Below are 18,140 nucleotides of genomic sequence, written 5' to 3'. Positions count from 1 at the left end.
CATCACCACCTAGAAAAATATCTGGTATTTGAAATATTTATAAGTAAATCCACCATCTGTTGCTTTAATAATAATGCTACTTCCTTTTCCCTTGTTAAAATTCATTCCATCATAAATACTATTTTTTAAGTAATTAATATCCATATGCCCTCCCAAACTGTATTTATTATTTTATTATACTATATAACTTATGATACGTTATTTTCAATAATATACTTTTGTTAACGCAGTTGTATCAAAGACTAGTTTGGCTTACCATTAACCATTGTAATATTATTTACCGAGCATCTTTTGCACACAAACTACATTCAATACAATTATTATCTACTGTATAATATTGATTTGCTTCATGAAATTCATTGATATTTTAGGTGGTTTTCGTATATATTGTATCTAACTAAAATCTATGCTACAATATAGGAACATATATTCGAAATGGAGATTCTTATGAGCAAAACCATAATATTTAGTGACTTCAGTGTTTATCAATAGGTAAATTTAAGGGCGGTGTATTATATGAAAAAAAAGAATAGCAATAATCAAATTGGAGCAATAGTAATAATAGTTATTTGTTCAGTAGCAATGCTACTTCAATATTTTGTTATATATAATATTAGTGAACAGAATATTGAAAAGTATCTCACTAAAAAGATAAAAAGTGATGTTGGTATTTCAAAGCTTGAAATAAGACTTATAGATGATATTAAAACAAAATATGGATTAGTTGTTTTATTTAAAACTGATATACAAGAAAAACCTATTGGATATGCAGTATTTGAAAAAGATGGACTTTTAGATAGGTATTTTAACGAAGATTTTGTTCTATATGATGATAGCGATTCTTATATTAAGGATAGTGATGCTTTAATTGATTTGAAGAATCAGACGGTATTTCAATTTGCTAATAATGAAATTAAAATATTAAACTCAAAATCGAGTAATAAGGAATTAATAAAATATTATTCTTGCATAGTTTTGGTTATAGTCGGGGTTATTTATGGAGTATTTAAGTTGCTTATTTCATCAAAGAAAAAATAGCTTAGTATCTGATTTGATTTCGCCCATTTTCCTTTGCCTCATAAAGTTTTTTATCAGCTTCAACAATCGCATTTGATATTCGATCTGTTTCATATTTAGCCATTCCCGCCGAAAATGTAAATCTTACACCATGTTCATTAGCCGCTATTCTTTCCCTAAAAATATCCAGTTTTATGAATTCCTTATCTAAATCATTATCCTGAATAAACATGGCAAATTCCTCTCCTCCATATCTGCATACCATGTGCTCTTTAAAGAAAGTTTTAAGTTCATTTCCAAAATAGCTCAGTACCTTATCACCTTCAACATGGCCAAATCTATCATTAATGGTTTTAAAATTGTCGATATCGATTATGGCAAAAACTCCTCCTGTCACACTTTTTTCAAATTTCTCCATGAAATACCGTCTGTTATAAATTCCAGTCAACATATCCGTAGTTGCTAGAATTTCAAGCTGTTTTTTAGTCTGTTCCGATTCGGTTATGTCATTTACAACATAAATTCTTCCTCTGTTGCTTTTCATTTCAGTAACCTTAAAGCTGTATATTCTATCATCTATTTCATATTTCTCCTGATTTAACTCAAAATCGTAATTAATCAGTTCTCTGATCAAGTGGATGGATTCTCCAGCCCTTATATTTTCAAGTGAAGGAAAAAACTGTTTTGATACCCGGTTAAAGCTTATAATCATGCCCTTCCTGTCCGTGACCAAAACAGCTTCATCTACAGCATTAAAAACCATTTCATGAGTAATAGGTGTCAAGAAAAGTATATCATGCCTAAAAAGTCCAACTCCAATTAAAAAACTCATAAATATATATGAAAATGGTAGTAAATCAATATATGCTGGTCCCAACCCTAAAATATAGACAATAAAAACCACCATCGGTATTGTAACTCCCACAAGCATAAATAGAGCTCTTTTTCTGTAGTCCCCTTTTGATTTTTTCCATTTCATAGTAAAACCCACAATGCTGTACAGATTTGAAAAGCATAATGTAGCCACTTGTACACAATACCAAATCCCTTTTTCCAATTTCAAGGCATTGAAGCCCAATGAAGAATCAACGCTAACTGAATCATAATAGAGCAAATGAAAAGAATTTGTGTTCACCAAAACTAACGTGGCAATATTAACTGTAATCAGCAACCTCAACACATACCTGTTAGCTAATTTCCTCTCATCTGTATACTCCCTTGCAAACAACATAATAAGAAAAGGATAAAAAGAAACTCCAATATATTCAATTCTTATCCAAAAATACATCATTTCTACGGTATTACTTAACAACTCAAATGCATAACCTAAAGAATGAAATATCATACCAATCAAAAGAATAGAAAACGCAAAAGCCCCCGGTACTGTTTTTCTTCTAATCCCGTAAAGAGCTAAATTGCTAAGCAATATTGAAGATATAATTAGCACAATACTTAATAAAACTTTATTCATCACTCATACTCCTTTAAAATCGTAAAAAAACATTTCAATCTATTATATCAAAATTACCCAATCATTTTACTTTTAATTTAGTAAAAAAGTAATGGTTATAATGGTTCAAACAAAATATGAATGGATTAAAAACATAGATTAGATAACATTTCACAAGGAAATATATCACATTCTCCGCAATGATTAAGTTTTTTATTTTCACAACAAGACTTAACCAAGCATTCCCCACCCCAAAAAGGAATTTTCATTTTAGTACATCCAGAACAATTTACCTGTTCTTTCCTTGTGCAATTGTTACAGCAAACACCACATCTTGACTCAAACATTTTGACCATGCCCTCTAGTTTATTTAAAAGCATTATAAAATTCCTTTAATTCAGCTTTTCTTACTTGTGATAATTGACTTTTTTTAATACCTTCAATTGCTCCTTCTAATGCATATAAACGATGAATACATGCCGAAGGATCAATAGCTTTTATGTTTAACCACACCTGTTTACTACCAATTTTTTCTAATTGTTCATAAGTAGTTATTCCTACTTTATTCAGTTGTTCTTCAAGTACAATTCCTATGTTGGGCAATTTAAAAAGTTCTCCCATCACAATCACTCCTCATATTCGTAAAATAGTATTTTGTTGAAATGAAATTTTTTTCAGAATTTGTACCCACATTATAACATTTTTGTTAATATCATTGCATAATTTTCATACTTTATAGATCAATTTACATACGCTAACTAAAATATTAGTACAATAAAACCTCCTACAACTGCAGGAGGTATATATATCAAAACATTATCTTCACGATTTTGTTTTTTACTTTATTATTTTTCTTTATTAAAATAAGTTATTTAGTTTAGTGGCATAAAATAAAATTGGAAAAGGGATTATTCTAGTATTTAATATTTTTTGCACTAGAACCTAATATTTTTTCATCATATGGAAGACATGTAATTTTTACAAATTTTTTAGCTTGATAGTCATCTATCACTACCTCTAAATGAAATTAATTAGCTCTACGATGCTTTATTATAATCACAGTTACTGCTAAAACAGCCATAATGGCTATGGAAATATAGCGTAAAGGAAGCACTCCAATAATCATTCCGATAGCTAAGGCACTACCATAAGAAAGCCTAATAAGGTACCCTGATATGGACATATAAATATACAATAACATAAGTAAGCTAAAGATAATGGTAAGTGGTTTCTTTTGAGCAGGGTATTTCTTTCTTGTATAAATAGCTGCAATAACACTGAGTAAAATTACCCAAGCTGATAAGCGATTGTGCCATTGCTTTAAGTTGATGCCAAATGTCAGTTTGCGCTTATCCGTTAAGTATATCTGCCATTCTTCATTGGGCACTTGCTCAAAACGTGCTTCGTAAACATTAGGGTCTATCTCACTCTCACTCATAGGAATAGTAGAATAAACTTTGTAATTCGGCAATCTTGAGCTATCGAGTACTAACCTAAGCAATGTGTTATCATTCCATGAAGATGCTGGTGTCAGATAAAAAATATGTCCATGAATCGAATTTATTACTTCGTCAGTATAGTACATATTACCATATCCAGTGTAATTAATAGTTAGTACAGCAAGACTGTTAGCCTTCATATCTAACCTATAGCACATTGAAGTAAGGTGAGAGCTGGAACTTGAACCACGACAAAAAAATTTCTCCGTGGTTGGGTCAATAAAGAATTTGGTTCTTGGATGTTCCAAATATAATATATCCTGAGTGCTTTCAAGATCATCCAAACGTTTAGGAATCATACTTGTTTCATCTTCATAAGTCATTGTAATATCAAAAGAATCGGGATTTAAGAACGGAATCTTAAAATGGACACTGGGTGTTTGATCTGATCCTGTTGTTTCTTTAAGAGTATACTGCACTTTGTAATGCATAGAGACGGAATTTTCATTTAAATTCTCTAAAGGGGTTGCTATAATGGTTTCATCGACGATACTTATACCTGTTGCATCGCTGAATTCAATAACTTTGTTATTTGGAAATTCATAAGACGTTACACTGTCTGCAAAAGTGGGGCCTAAACTAAAAAATAATAAAACCGCGATTGTAATAAACAAACTTCTTTTAAATAATGTCATAATTATCCTCCCTTTTTTAAAAAATGCGTTTGTAATGTAAAAAATAAGTGCTTCTTTCACAGAGCATAGTTACAATTCGAAGCAATAATCTTATGATATTCCTACTTGCAACAATGCTTAAATATATGAGGTGTGTATTGTTGTATGATTAATAAATAGTCCTCTTTCTTGCATCATTTCATTACTTCTTTGAGAATTTGCATTTTCTTTTTTTCATTAACAGATTTCAAACTTAATTGTCCTTTAAACCTACTATTTACATTCAAACCTGTAAGTTTACTACCTATCATTGACGATAATCTCATGAAAAAGCTCCTTCCTATGTAATTTTTGCAAAAAGCAAACTGCTTTATATTGATTATATAAATTTAGTATATCTTCTAAATCTTAAAAGAAACTTAAAAGGCGATAAAAAATTTAAAATTCAAATTGTTAAAATAAAAAAAGTGTTCCACAACACTAAAAATAGTATTTATGAAATATACGAAAAAACTATTGATACTTGCTTGAACATATATTTTAGAAATAGTTGACTTAAGTTAAAAAAGTATACTAAATGAAAACTCTTTTGCGTTAAATACGCGGTATGTACGGTGGTGTTAAAGGTCTGTAGATAAAACAATTATCTACATCCTATTCAATTTTACAAATTTCTACAGTAATTTTGGGGTAATATATATTTTTCTAAGATAAGCCATCGCCATTTATGCTTTGCATAGATGGTTTTTGAATAAAGAAATAATTTCTGGTCAACAAGGAATAGCTATTATTATTTTATTTATAATAGGAACGGCTTCAATAGAAGCATCAGGTATATCAGCTAAGAAAGACTTATAGGTAACTATTATTATGGGTATATGTATATCCTTATGTATTATACTTATATATGCTCGTCTCCACTATCTTTTTCCAGGTAAAGACTTATTTGATATTATTGAAATTTGTTTTGGAAATTGTATTGGGAAGGCAATAATTATACTTTTCACTTGCTTTGTTTTTGAGGACAATGCAGAGACATTAAGAAATTATAGTCAATTTGTAAACACTGTGGCATTAGTTAAAACACCCTTATTGATAATATGGATAGCTACTATAATTTTATGTGTTTGGATAGTAAAAGAAGGAATTGAAGTGATAGGTAGGTGGTCTAGTTTTTTGTAATACCATTTATTGTTAGTATTATTAGTACAACTTTTTTCGAAATTCCTCAAATGGATATAAACAATATTCGCCCTATATTAAGTAATGGTATAAAATCAGTTATAAAAGGAGCTTTAGAAACATGTACATTTCTGTTTCTTCAAACTGTTGTACTTACAATGGTTTTAGGTAAGTTTGAAAGAAAAGATTCTCCTTTTAAAGTCTATATAAAAGGATTACTAATTGGAGGAATAATAATATTTATTATATCATTAACTAACATTTTGACATTAGGAATAAATGGAATTGAACGTTATTACTTTCCTTCTCATATTACTGCTTCAAGAATAAATATTAGAAATGCATTACAAAGGATAGAAATATTGCCTAGTATAATATTAACAATTGGAACATTTATTAAAATAAGCATATATATGATAGCAGCTTGTAAAGGAATTACTAAAATATTCAGCTTTAAGGATTATCGATTTATAGTAGTACCTATGTCTTTATTGATGATTAATCTTTCTTCTTTTGAATTTGAGAATATGATAGAATATTACAAATTTGCAGATGTATGGTATTGGTATGCTTTTCCCTTTGAGGTTATTTTACCCATCATTATATGGATTCCTTCAGAAATAAAAAAGAATAGAGGAAGGTAACTAATTTATTTTTAATTATATTTTAAAGGGGATATCAATATTAAAATAAATCAATTAGTTATATCTAATTCATCCTGTGTTTTTATCTTTAGTACGCGGACACATTTTCAAATTTATAATTTTACTTTTCCTAAATAATAGAGTACAGTATCATATATAATCACAATTTTATTGAAAAATATCTTCTCAAAACTGAAAAAAACTTGCAAAACATCTTTCAGTTTTGCAAGTTTAGTTTACAACTATATTAAATAACTACAACTCCACACACCCTTTATCCAACATAGTCTGAAGGCCTTTCATCACCCCATACTTTGCATGCTCATAAGTAAGTCCCCCTTGAAAATATACGATATAAGGCTCTTTAATCGGTGCATCTGCACTTAGTTCGATAGAGGACCCTTGTACAAAAGCTCCTGCTGCCATAATTACTGGACTATCATATCCAGGCATATCCCAAGGTTCTGGAGTTACAAATGAATCTACTGGAGCTGCTGCTTGTATTCCTTGACAAAAGGCAATGACTCTTTCAGGACTTCCCATTTTGATAGACTGAATAATATCACTTCTGTCTTCATTGTATTTTGGAGATACTTCATAACCTAATTTTTCAAAAAGTCTTGCGCAAAAGATAGATCCTTTTATGGCCTCACTAACAACTTTAGGAGCCATGAAAAGTCCTTGGAACATACTTCTTGTAAGACCAAAGGTCAATCCACATTCTTTTCCGATTCCAGGTGAAGTCATTCTATAAGAAATCAATTCTATAAGATCTTTTCTTCCTACTATATATCCTCCAGTGAGTGCCAATCCACCACCAGGGTTTTTAATTAAAGATCCTGCCATAATATCTACCCCTACTTCAGTAGGCTCGTAAATATCTAAAAATTCTCCATAGCAATTATCAACCATACAGATTACATCTGATTTAATAGCTTTGGCTGTTTCTACAATTTTTTTGATATCTTCAACCATTAATGCATTTCTCCAGCTGTATCCTGTTGATCTTTGGATATAAACCATTTTTGTCTTTTCTGTAATAGATTTTGCTAATAATTCTAAATCCACTTCTCCATTTTGTTTGAAATTTACTTGGTTATAAGTTACACCAAACTCTTTTAGTGAACCCTTTCCTTCTCCTCTAATGCCGATTACTTCTTCTAATGTATCGTATGGTCTTTCTGTTGCTGATAATATTTCATCATTTGGCCGAAGTATTCCTGTAACACATAAAGTAAGGGCATGGGTACCATTTACTATAGTAGGTCTTACAATGGCATCTTCTGTTTTAAAAAGATTTGCATATACTTTTTCGATAGCTTCTCTTCCTGCATCATCATATCCATATCCTGTATTCCAGTTAAAATGCATATCACTGATTCTTGCATCTTGCATCACTTTTAATACTTTATATTGGTTATATTCTTTGATTTCATCAATATGCTTAAAGCTTTCTTCTATTTCTTTTTCTACTTCTATTGCTAAATTATATATTGACCCATGGATCTGCATTTGTTCTTTTAAAAAATCTTCTGTATGTTTTTTCATTTTATCACCATCCATTGTATTTGCCAGTTCATCCATAAACTGTTGTAACTGTAATCCTTATGTATTTTAACACATTCTCTCATCATTATCAATTTGCTCAGTACAAAGAGGACAGCTATAATCTTCATAAATTTCTTCTTTCATTTTCAAAGGAGCATAAGCAAGCCCCTTCTCGTATCCCTCTTTGATCCCTACTCTTCTTCCATAAGCATAGCCTATTAAAAAAATGAATAATACACCTATGCTACAGATACCATACATCATATAACTTCTCTCCTCTTCACTTGATAAAATGCTTTTTTATAAATAAAATGAATCAATACATAAGATATCATTACAATAAATAATTTCGTATGATCTAACATCCCTAATAATATAGTCAAAATAAGACTTATAATGATGATTTCAACTTTTCCAAATTGATTTGCAAAATTTTTATAGCCATATTTTTTATCCCATTTTGTATCACATAAATCATCAATAAGCTGAATAATTCCTATAGCTAAAAAAGATGTGATCATCTCATGAAAAGAAAATAAATATATATTTATAAAAAAAATGATAATACTTTCTTGATATCCCCTAAGTCTTGTAGGCAGTTTCATAGCCATATCATGAAACATACCCACCATGTAGCATGCACTTATAAGTGTTACAGCATATTCTACATATATTCCAGCAGCAATAGCAATAAAAAGTATACTATAGAGGAGGATGGTTTTATCTATATTATTTTTTCCCATATAATCAAGTTCATCATCAACATAATCATCTATAAGCTTTATAGTAAATCCAATGAGTAAGCTTGCACTAAACTTAAAAATCATACTATAACCTCCTACACACAAAGCTTCTTACCTCTCCAAACCCTTCCTTTGTTAATGCAGATATGGGAATAATATAATGATCAGGAAATTCCTTTTGAAGCTGTATAATAGGTGTCTTTCTTTCAAGCAAATCTACTTTATTGGCTAAAATCATATATCCCTCTTTCATTCGTCCATATTCTACTAATTGATAATCTACTTCTCCAATAGTGTTTTTAATACTTTCATCATTAATCTTTGAAGCATCAATCATATGTAAAATCATATGGCTTTCTGTAATAGCACCTAATGTTTGCGCCATGGCTCGCCGAATCTGAATATTTTTATGTATCCCATCAATTAAACCACTACTATCCATCAGACTTACTATCTTCTTTCCTTTTAATACTGGAATTTTTATTTCAGTAGATTGAAGACAATTTGTCTTGTATGGAATATCTGAAGATAATAGCTCTCTTGCTTCTTCTATTGTATATTTTTTATGATCTATTTCTTTATCTCTTTTAAAAAACTTGATTTCTACATGTTTTAGTCCCACATATTCAGCAAAATTTATCATAAATAGTGTCTTTCCTGCATTAGGTCTTCCAACTATAAGACACTTTTTCATCAATCATCCCCCTCTGTCATATCCTCTCTGATTAGAGTAATTAAATCATCTCTTTTAAAATTACCTGTTCTTTGTAGTCTTACGGCCTGCTTTCTTATCCCTCTTTCTACAATATTTCGAACAAGCCTTGCATTTCCGCTACTTAGTGGATCTTCTATTCTTTTTTTAGATAGGATTTTTGCAAGTCTTGCTTTAGCCGACATAGAAAGTTTATACTGTCTTTTTTCAACCATCACTTCAGCAATATTCATCAGCTCTTCTAAAGTATAATCAGGAAACTCTATATGTATAGGAAACCGTGACTTAAGTCCTGGATTAGTCCTTAGAAATTTTTCCATTTCATCTCTATATCCTGCAAGAATAAGAATAAGATTTTCTTTATAGTCTTCCATTCCTTTTACCATAGCATCTATGGCCTCTTTTCCAAAATCCTTTTCTCCTCCTCTTGCTAAAGAATATGCTTCATCAATAAACATAATACCACCTAATGATTTCCTTATATGTTCTCTCACCTTTACTGCTGTATGCCCAATATACTCCCCAACCAAATCGGCTCTCTCAACTTCTACTACATGACCCTTTTCAAGTACTCCCATTGCACACATAATCTTTCCTAAAAGCCTTGCTACTGTTGTTTTTCCTGTTCCAGGATTTCCTTTAAAAATCATGTGCAGTACCAATGGATCAGCTACAAGCGACTCCTCTTTTCGTTTTTTTTGGATACATATGAAAGCCTGAATTTCTTTGACCAATTTTTTTACACTTTTTAACCCTATTAGTGCATCTAGTTCATTCATCATAGCCTTTAAATCCTCTTCATTTGTATTTCTATTTTCTTTTTGAGTTTTACTTTTAGATATTCTCCCAATAGCATATTCAGTAGATATTTTTCCATGCTCTAGTAAATTTAATAGATCTTCTTGCTCTTTATTCCTATATACCATTCTTATCACCTCAAAATAGTTGCTATAATAACATATGCACAAATATAAGAATAGTTTCAAAAAAAATAAGAGCAACATTTGGTTGCCCTTATTTTAAAGTTCTTTACTCATGGTCTTGTTTTCTGTTTTGTACAAAATTAACAGCTTTTAATGGCGTAATGGTTGAAATAGCATGCTTATAAATCATATGTTGTTTTCCATCACTATCTAATACTATGGTATAACTGTCAAAACCTTTTACCGTTCCCTTTATTTGAAACCCATTTACTAAATATACGGTGATAGGTATATGTTCTTTTCTAACTTGATTCAAGAATATATCTTGAAGATTGATTGCATTTTTCATAAATACCCCTCCTAAAGTGATGTCATTAGTTAAAATATTCTATAAAAAGTTTAATTTTCCTCCTACATATTTTAGAATATCCTCTTCTAATTCTTTTTTTGATGCATAATCACCAAAATCAAACCACTTCATTTGATCATATCTCTTAAACCATGTGATTTGTCTTTTTGCATAACGACGTGTGTCTCTTTTTAAAATTCTTGTGGCTTCTTCAAGATCATATTCTCCTTTTAAATATCGAATAATCTCCTTATATCCTAACCCCTTCATAGATATGGCTTCTTCATCAAGTCCTAGCTTCATCAAATGCTTTACTTCTTCAATGAGTCCACCCTCTATCATTAAATCTACTCTCATATTGATTCTTTCATAAAGTTCTTGTCGATCTCTAATAAGACCTATTAATACATAATTATATTCCTCGTTTTCAACTAGATCATTTTTAAAGTCTTTCATTTTTTCCCCATTTTCAATGACTTCTAGTGCTCTAATAACTCTCTTTACATTATTAGGATGAATACGAGCTGCTGCTTCTTCATCTTTTTCTAAAAGTTTTTTATGTAGATACTCATTTCCAAATTCTTTTCCCATATCTTCTAACTTTTTTCTTAATTCCCAATTAGATGTAGTTTGTGTAAAATCAACATTATATATAATAGAGTTTACATATAGACCAGTACCCCCAACAATAATAGGCAACTTATTCTTTTCAAGAATCTTATCCATATATTCCTTTGCTTTTTCCTTAAAATCTGCTGCTGAAAACTTTTCTCTAGGATCAATTTCATCCATTAGATAATGGGGAATTCCTGATTTTTCTTCTTCTGTGGGCTTTGCACTCCCTATATTCATATATTTATAAACCTGCATTGAGTCTGCAGAAATAATTTCACCATTTAATCTTTTGGCAATATGAATAGATGTTTCCGTTTTTCCAACTGCTGTAGGACCTACAATAATTAAAAGAGGTTTTTTCATAATCCGCCTCCTATACTCTTTTAAATTTCTTTTCAATCTCATATTTACTCATGGCCACAATAACCGGTCTTCCATGAGGACATGTAAATGGGTTTTCAAGCTTTGATAATTGTTTCATGAGTTCATCAATCTCTAAAGGATCTAATTGATCATTTGCTTTAATCGCCTGTTTGCAAGACATAGATATTATTTTTTCGACTTTCATATCATAACTAGATTGGATATTCTTTTGAAGATGATCTACAATTTCTATAAAGAATTTTTTCGCTTCTGGTTTGCCAAATATAACTGGGACAGCTCTTAAAATAAATGCATTTATTCCAAACTCTTCTATTTCAAATCCTAAGTGGATAAACATATCCATATTTTTCTTTACAATTTCAAATTCTCCAAAGGATAATTCTACTACAATAGGTGCTAATAACTTTTGACTTACAGGAGCTTGATTCTGATAATTTTTCATCAATTGATCATACATGATTCTTTCATGAGCTGCATGTTGATCAATTAAATACATAGACTGCCCATCTTGTCCAATCAAGTATGTATTAAAAATCTGCCCTAAAATACGAATTCCCAAAATCTTATCAGTATTTTTATTATATTTTTTCTCCTCTATCTCTTCAACACTTCTATTATTATTTCTTTCTTTAATAATTTCTGTTTTTGTATGATTAATTTCTTGTTCCTTTATTCCTTGATCCTCTATTTTAATATCTGCATGAATATTTTGCTTTATGTTTTTTACTCTTTCTTCTTCTTTAGGAGATTCCTCTTTTTTAGGAAATACTTGTTTATTATTTTTATATTTCTTATTATTTACATTATAGGTTGATTTATCCTCATAAACTAAATTTTTTACAAATTTTTCATATTTTGTCTGTACTACATTTATAGGTTCTATTGGTTTCTCTTCTTTTTTAATTATTTTTATTTCAGATGGGACACTAGGTTTTTTCAATACAGGCATATCTAATATTGTTTCTTGATGTCCATCCTCTTTTTTCTTACGTTTTTCAAAACTTACACTAGGAATCAAATTTTCACGAAGCAATCTTTCTTTTAATGTATCTACTACAAAATCTTTAATATTTAATTCTTTATTAAAGCGTATTTCTGTTTTTGTAGGATGAATATTTACATCTAACTTATCAGGAGGAACATTTAAATAAATGAAACATATTGGAAATCTATTGATTGTAATAAGTGTCTTATAAGCCTCTTCTATTGCCTGACTAATAATTTTATTTTTTACATATCGACCATTTACAAAAAATACTTGAAGCTGTTTGTTCCCTCTTGTTGTAGTTGGTTTTGAAATATATGCTTGTATGGAGAATACATCACTTTTCTTCTTTGCAAGATAAAGCATATTCTTTGCCATTTCTTTTCCATAAATACTAGCAATATTATTTACAATACTGCTTGTCCCAGATGTTGTAAATACAATGGTTCCATTATTAATAAACCGAAAAGAAATATCTGGATAAGCTAGAGCATATTTACTAATCAGATCACTTATATAACTTGTTTCTGTAGCATTAGACTTCATAAATTGAAGTCTTGCTGGCACATTATAAAATAAATTTTTTATGACAAAAGTAGTTCCATTAGGACACCCAATATCTTTATGCTCTACAATTTGTCCTCCATGCAATTCTAAATAAGTACCAGAGGTTTCTTCTCTCGTCTTAGATATTAACTCAACTTGAGATACAGATGCAATACTTGCTAATGCTTCTCCTCGAAATCCTAAAGATAAAATAGAATTTAAATCTTCAACATTTTTTATCTTACTAGTAGCATGTCTTTCAAAGGCTATTTCCATATCTTCTTCATGAATCCCTACACCATTATCTGTAATTCTCATATAGCTTTTTCCGCCATCTTTGATTTCAATAATGATTTTAGACGATTTTGCATCGATAGCATTTTCAACTAATTCCTTTACAACAGAGCTAGGTCGATCTACCACCTCTCCTGCTGCAATTTTATTGGCAATAAATTTTTCTAGTTTATAAATTTTCTTGCTCATCTTCTTACGCTCCTCTATTTTGAGCTATTTTTACAAGCTTGTATAAATGATTCATAGCTTCCATAGGCGTAACGTCTAAAATATCTATTTTTCTCAATTGTTCTATAATTTTTTGATCATTATTATTAAATAAACTTATTTGTTCTTCACATACAGCAGCTATTTCTTCTTTTACGCTTTCCTCTTCTTGAACAACTTGCACTTCTTGAACATTTTTTTCTATACTCTTATGATTCAAATCATTTTCTTCTAATTGGTTTAAAATCTTTTTAGCTCTGAGAATGACTTCCTCCCTAACCCCTGCAAGCTTTGCAACCTGAATCCCATAGCTTTGATCCGCACTTCCTCTAATAATCTTTCTTAAAAAGATTATATCATCATTACTTTCTTTAACAGATATGCAATAATTTTTTACACCTTCCAAAAGTCCTTCTAATTCTGTTAACTCATGATAGTGAGTAGCAAATAATGTTCTTGCACCTAAAATATCTTTTTCACTAATATGCTCCACAACGGCCCAAGCAATACTCAGTCCATCATAGGTACTTGTCCCTCTTCCGATTTCATCTAAAATAACTAAACTCTTGTTTGTTGCATTATTTAAAATATTTGCAAGTTCACTCATTTCAACCATAAAAGTACTTTGTCCTTGGGCTAAATCATCTGATGCTCCTACCCTTGTAAAGATTCTATCTACAATGCCAATAGTTGCTTGATCTGCTGGAACAAAGCAGCCTATTTGTGTCATCAATACGATTAAAGCCACTTGTCTCATATAAGTAGATTTTCCAGCCATGTTAGGTCCTGTAATAATTGAAAATCTATTTTCAGTTCCATCAAGATACGTATCATTCCCTATAAACATATCTAAATTCATTGTTCGCTCTACAACTGGATGTCTTCCATTTTCAATCTCTATAAGTAATTCATTATTCACCTGTGGTTTTGTATAGCCATAACGATCACTTACCTCTGCAAAAGACACTAAAGCATCTAAAGAGGCAATAGCCGTAGCTGTACCTTGAATTTCTTTGGTGAATTTTTTAATTTCCTCTCTCACCTTTATAAAAATTTGATATTCTAATTCGATAATCTTATCCTCAGCACCCAATATTTTAGCTTCTGCTTCTTTTAATTCAGGTGTAATATATCTTTCTGCATTAGCAAGGGTCTGTTTTCTAATATAATGCTCGGGTACCAAATTTAAATTTGATTTAGTTACTTCTAAATAATATCCAAATACTTTATTAAATCCTATTTTTAATGATTTTATTCCTGTAGCATTTTTTTCATTATTTTCTAAATTTGCAATCCATTCTTTGCTATTACTTACAATCTCTCTTAATTCATCTAGCTCAGAATCATAGCCTTTTTTAATGATTCCTCCTTCTTTTATGGTAACAGGAGGCTCATCCATAATAGATTGTTCTATTAAATCCTTCACGCCTTCTACTAAATCTATGTTTTTTAATATATTCTTCAGTTTTGCTCCATGAAAATCATCTAAAAGCTCTTTTATTTGAGGTAAGGCTTTAAGAGATGATTTTAATGCCACTAAATCTCTCCCATTAGCATTCCCATAAGATATTCTTACCACCAGTCGTTCAAGATCATAAACATTTTTAAGTAAATCCTTCAAATCATCTCGTGTTAATAGATGATCCTTTAGCTCTTGTACAGCATCTAATCTCAATTGTATTTCATGAACATCCTTTAGAGGCTCTTCCACCCATTTTTTTAAGGTTCTTCCTCCCATTGCTGTATTTGTTTTATCTAACGCCCAAAGAAGAGACCCTCTTCTCTTTTTATCTCTCATAGTCTCAGTAAGTTCTAAGTTTCTTCTTGTAGACTTATCTAAAACCATAAAAGCATCTGATGAATAATAGCTTATATTATTTATATGGAATAGAGAACTCTTTTGAGTTTTCTCTAAATATTCAAACAATGCCCCTACAGAAGAAATAGAATACTCATGTTCATCTATTCCAAATCCTTCTACTGCTAACACATTAAAATGGGATTTGATTTTTTTAATGGCATACTCTCTTTCAAAAGCCCAATTATCAAATTCATCTATATATAGAGTAGAAACCCTTGCTATTTCAGATTTTATATTAGTTCCATCATATTCTAATGTATTGATAATAATTTCTTTTGGATTGATTTTAGCAATTTCATCTAATAAATGATTCAGAAATGGCTTCTTTACAAACTCTGTCGTTTTTAATTCTCCTGTAGATACATCTGCAAAAGATATACCCCCACCATTTTCATCTATAAAGATTGACATAATATAATTATTTTCTTTTTCATCAAGCATATGACTATCCATTACAGTCCCAGGAGTAATAACTCTTACTACATCTCTTTTTACAATACCTTTGGCTACAGCTGGATCTTCTACCTGCTCCCCAATAGCAACTTTATATCCCCGTTCAATTAGTCTTGCAATATAATTTTCTGCCGAATGATGAGGAACACCACACATAGGTGCTCTTTCTTCTAATCCGCAATTTTTACCAGTTAAGGTTATTTCTAACTCTTTCGAAGCTAAAATAGCATCATCAAAAAACATCTCATAAAAATCACCTAATCGAAAAAATAAAATGCAATCCTTATATTTTTCTTTTAAATCCAAATATTGTCTCATCATTGGAGTTAACTTACTCATAAAAAACCTCCTATCAAACATAATATCTATATTAAAAACTATATAAAACCAGGGTTTTCCCTGGTTTTCACATTTTAATTCTCCCCAATAAATTCACCATTTAAACTAAATGTTTTAGGATCTGTAATCTTTACCTTTACAAGTTTTCCTATACACTCTTTAGGTCCTGTGAAATTCACAAGCTTACTTGTTCTTGTACGTCCCATAAGCTTTGTCTTATTCGTTTTACTGTATCCTTCTACTAAAACTTCTACTACTTTATCCTTAAATTTACTATTTTTTTCGGCAACAATAGGATTTAAAACAGCTAATAATCTTTCAAAACGTTCATGCTTTATAGCTTCTGGTACTTGATCTTCAAATTTAGCTGCTGGCGTTCCTTCTCTAACAGAGTAAATAAAAGTATAAGCAGAATCATATTCAACAGTTTTGATTAAGTTTAATGTTTCTTCAAAGTCTACTTCTGTTTCTCCTGGGAATCCTACAATAATGTCTGTTGTGATTCCTACATGAGGAACTTCTCTTTTTAAGGCATTTACTAATTCAAGATATTTTTCCTTTGTATAGTGTCGATTCATTTTTGTTAGTATATTTGTACTTCCTGCTTGTACAGGTAAATGCATATGTTCACACACTTTTTCACAATCTCTCATGGCTTCTATCAATCTAAAGGATAAATCTTTCGGATGAGATGTCATAAATCTTATTCTTTCTAAACCTTCAATTTCATTGATTCTATATAAAAGACCTGCAAAATCAATATCTTCCTCTAAAGTTTTTCCATAAGAGTTTACATTTTGTCCTAAAAGTGTAACTTCCTTTGTACCAGTAGCCACCAATTCCTTAATTTCCTCTATAATGTCTTCAGGTTTTCTGCTTCTTTCTCGTCCTCTCGTATAAGGGACAATACAGTAAGTACAAAAGTTATTACACCCATATACAATATTTACAAATGCTTTTAATTTATATTTTCTTATAGCTGGAAGTCCTTCTACTATTCTTCCTTCCTCATCCCATACATCTACAACGGTTTTTTCTGATTGCATTCCTTCTACTAATAGTTGAGGGAACTTATGTAGATTATGCGTACCAAAGACTAGGTCTACATGTTTATATTTAGTTTTTATTGCTTTAACAACATGAGGTTGTTGCATCATACAACCGCAAACAGCAATCATTAAATCTTTTCTTTTTTTCTTCATATTTTTTAGCTGTCCTAAGTTCCCATAAACTTTTAGCTCAGCATTTTCACGAATACAACAAGTATTATAAATCACTAAATCAGCTTCATTTAAGTTATTTGTTTCAATATATCCCATATAATCAAGCATTCCTAATAAAAATTCAGAATCATGTTCATTCATTTGACAACCATAGGTCACCAAATATACTCTCTTTTTGTTTCCTGTCATTTGGTAATGTTCTATATTTTGCGCTGCTATTTTTTCTATATATTTATCTTGTAATGCTATTTCATCTGCTGAAACTTCTACTTTTTTTCTTTCGCTCATTAAACTATCGCTCCTTCTTACTATTAATGCTTTTTTAAATCTAACTCGATTAATATCATATCATATTATATCAGTTTGGTGTGAGTATATTCAACACTCTGCTCAAGGTTTTATATGTTTATGAACTTTTTTAATCAGTAGCCCATATAGCTTTGGTAACAATTCTAAAATAAAGCATCTTGATCACTAGGATTTACAAAATTATTTTTTTCAGGAATTTTATTAGTATAGTTTTCCCTTCATCAATGTAATTTATTAGATCAT

The 18,140-nt window shown here is 30.2% G+C and carries 18 protein-coding genes and 1 pseudogene; 3 read left to right on the top strand and 16 right to left on the bottom strand.

Going from position 1 to position 18,140, the window contains the following annotated elements:
• Positions 1-9: 9 nt before the first annotated feature.
• Complete coding sequence (locus tag K7H06_RS21360; RefSeq protein ID WP_281426050.1) at positions 10-144, bottom strand: hypothetical protein; 135 nt, start codon at positions 142-144, stop codon at positions 10-12.
• 372 nt (positions 145-516) lie between these two features.
• Here K7H06_RS21360 and K7H06_RS08365 point away from each other — a divergent pair, with 372 nt between their 5' ends.
• Positions 517-1,038: a hypothetical protein gene (locus K7H06_RS08365; RefSeq protein ID WP_223039420.1), complete on the top strand. Its 522-nt coding sequence runs from the start codon at positions 517-519 to the stop codon at positions 1,036-1,038.
• A 1-nt stretch (position 1,039) separates the two neighbouring features.
• Here K7H06_RS08365 and K7H06_RS08360 read toward each other — a convergent pair whose 3' ends face one another.
• From K7H06_RS08360 to K7H06_RS21355, 5 genes and pseudogenes are all read right to left on the bottom strand, one after another.
• Positions 1,040-2,488, bottom strand: a complete 1,449-nt coding sequence (locus tag K7H06_RS08360) for a histidine kinase N-terminal 7TM domain-containing diguanylate cyclase (RefSeq protein ID WP_223039419.1) — start codon at positions 2,486-2,488, stop codon at positions 1,040-1,042.
• Between the two features lie 134 nt (positions 2,489-2,622).
• Positions 2,623-2,814, bottom strand: a pseudogene (locus K7H06_RS08355) (DUF3795 domain-containing protein); the annotation flags it as partial.
• 19 nt (positions 2,815-2,833) lie between these two features.
• Complete coding sequence (locus tag K7H06_RS08350; RefSeq protein WP_223039417.1) at positions 2,834-3,088, bottom strand: TfoX/Sxy family protein; 255 nt, start codon at positions 3,086-3,088, stop codon at positions 2,834-2,836.
• Between the two features lie 406 nt (positions 3,089-3,494).
• Positions 3,495-4,601, bottom strand: a complete 1,107-nt coding sequence (locus tag K7H06_RS08345; protein WP_223039416.1) for a hypothetical protein — start codon at positions 4,599-4,601, stop codon at positions 3,495-3,497.
• Positions 4,602-4,774: 173 nt separating this feature from the next.
• Entirely contained in the window at positions 4,775-4,906 is a 132-nt protein-coding gene (locus tag K7H06_RS21355) for a hypothetical protein (protein ID WP_281426049.1), read from the bottom strand.
• 544 nt (positions 4,907-5,450) lie between these two features.
• Between K7H06_RS21355 and K7H06_RS21530 the strand changes: the two genes are divergently transcribed.
• Together K7H06_RS21530 and K7H06_RS08335 are read left to right on the top strand one after the other, a co-directional pair.
• Positions 5,451-5,762: a GerAB/ArcD/ProY family transporter gene (locus tag K7H06_RS21530; RefSeq protein ID WP_223039415.1), complete on the top strand. Its 312-nt coding sequence runs from the start codon at positions 5,451-5,453 to the stop codon at positions 5,760-5,762.
• 50 nt (positions 5,763-5,812) lie between these two features.
• Positions 5,813-6,406, top strand: coding sequence for a GerAB/ArcD/ProY family transporter (locus K7H06_RS08335; protein WP_343216818.1), 594 nt, complete (start codon positions 5,813-5,815; stop codon positions 6,404-6,406).
• Positions 6,407-6,661: 255 nt separating this feature from the next.
• On the opposite strand, the gene K7H06_RS08330 is transcribed toward K7H06_RS08335, so the two are convergent.
• The 10 genes from K7H06_RS08330 to miaB all read right to left on the bottom strand — a co-directional run bounded on the left by K7H06_RS08330 (position 6,662) and on the right by miaB (position 17,777).
• The gene (locus tag K7H06_RS08330) at positions 6,662-7,954 is read right to left on the bottom strand and encodes a methionine gamma-lyase family protein (protein WP_223039414.1); all 1,293 of its coding nucleotides are present in this window, start codon (positions 7,952-7,954) and stop codon (positions 6,662-6,664) included.
• A 66-nt stretch (positions 7,955-8,020) separates the two neighbouring features.
• Positions 8,021-8,218 carry a hypothetical protein gene (locus K7H06_RS08325; RefSeq protein WP_223039413.1) on the bottom strand — a complete coding sequence of 66 codons (198 nt, stop codon included), beginning with the start codon at positions 8,216-8,218 and terminating at the stop codon, positions 8,021-8,023.
• Complete coding sequence (locus K7H06_RS08320) at positions 8,215-8,781, bottom strand: hypothetical protein (protein ID WP_223039412.1); 567 nt, start codon at positions 8,779-8,781, stop codon at positions 8,215-8,217. Before K7H06_RS08320 ends, K7H06_RS08325 begins: the two co-directional genes overlap by 4 nt.
• A 1-nt stretch (position 8,782) precedes the next feature.
• Positions 8,783-9,391 (bottom strand): GTPase, encoded by a 609-nt coding sequence (locus K7H06_RS08315; protein WP_223039411.1) that lies wholly within the window; start codon positions 9,389-9,391, stop codon positions 8,783-8,785.
• Positions 9,391-10,335: an AAA family ATPase gene (locus K7H06_RS08310; protein WP_223039410.1), complete on the bottom strand. Its 945-nt coding sequence runs from the start codon at positions 10,333-10,335 to the stop codon at positions 9,391-9,393. Before K7H06_RS08310 ends, K7H06_RS08315 begins: the two co-directional genes overlap by 1 nt.
• A gap of 103 nt (positions 10,336-10,438) precedes the next feature.
• Positions 10,439-10,681 (bottom strand): RNA chaperone Hfq, encoded by a 243-nt coding sequence (gene hfq, locus K7H06_RS08305; RefSeq protein WP_223039409.1) that lies wholly within the window; start codon positions 10,679-10,681, stop codon positions 10,439-10,441.
• A gap of 39 nt (positions 10,682-10,720) precedes the next feature.
• Positions 10,721-11,659, bottom strand: coding sequence for a tRNA (adenosine(37)-N6)-dimethylallyltransferase MiaA (miaA, locus tag K7H06_RS08300; RefSeq protein WP_223039408.1), 939 nt, complete (start codon positions 11,657-11,659; stop codon positions 10,721-10,723).
• Between the two features lie 10 nt (positions 11,660-11,669).
• A complete protein-coding gene (gene mutL, locus K7H06_RS08295) occupies positions 11,670-13,694 on the bottom strand; it encodes a DNA mismatch repair endonuclease MutL (RefSeq protein WP_223039407.1) in 2,025 nt (674 codons plus the stop codon).
• Positions 13,695-13,698: 4 nt separating this feature from the next.
• Positions 13,699-16,365 (bottom strand): DNA mismatch repair protein MutS, encoded by a 2,667-nt coding sequence (gene mutS, locus K7H06_RS08290; RefSeq protein ID WP_223039406.1) that lies wholly within the window; start codon positions 16,363-16,365, stop codon positions 13,699-13,701.
• Positions 16,366-16,439: 74 nt separating this feature from the next.
• On the bottom strand, positions 16,440-17,777 hold the full coding sequence (gene miaB, locus K7H06_RS08285; RefSeq protein WP_425514952.1) for a tRNA (N6-isopentenyl adenosine(37)-C2)-methylthiotransferase MiaB: 1,338 nt from the start codon (positions 17,775-17,777) through the stop codon (positions 16,440-16,442).
• Positions 17,778-18,140 lie beyond the last annotated feature (363 nt).

It is taken from the genome of Crassaminicella profunda, assembly GCF_019884785.1.
Taxonomy (GTDB): Bacteria; Bacillota; Clostridia; order Peptostreptococcales; family Thermotaleaceae; genus Crassaminicella; species Crassaminicella profunda.
This window is presented reverse-complemented; position numbering and strand designations above follow the sequence as displayed.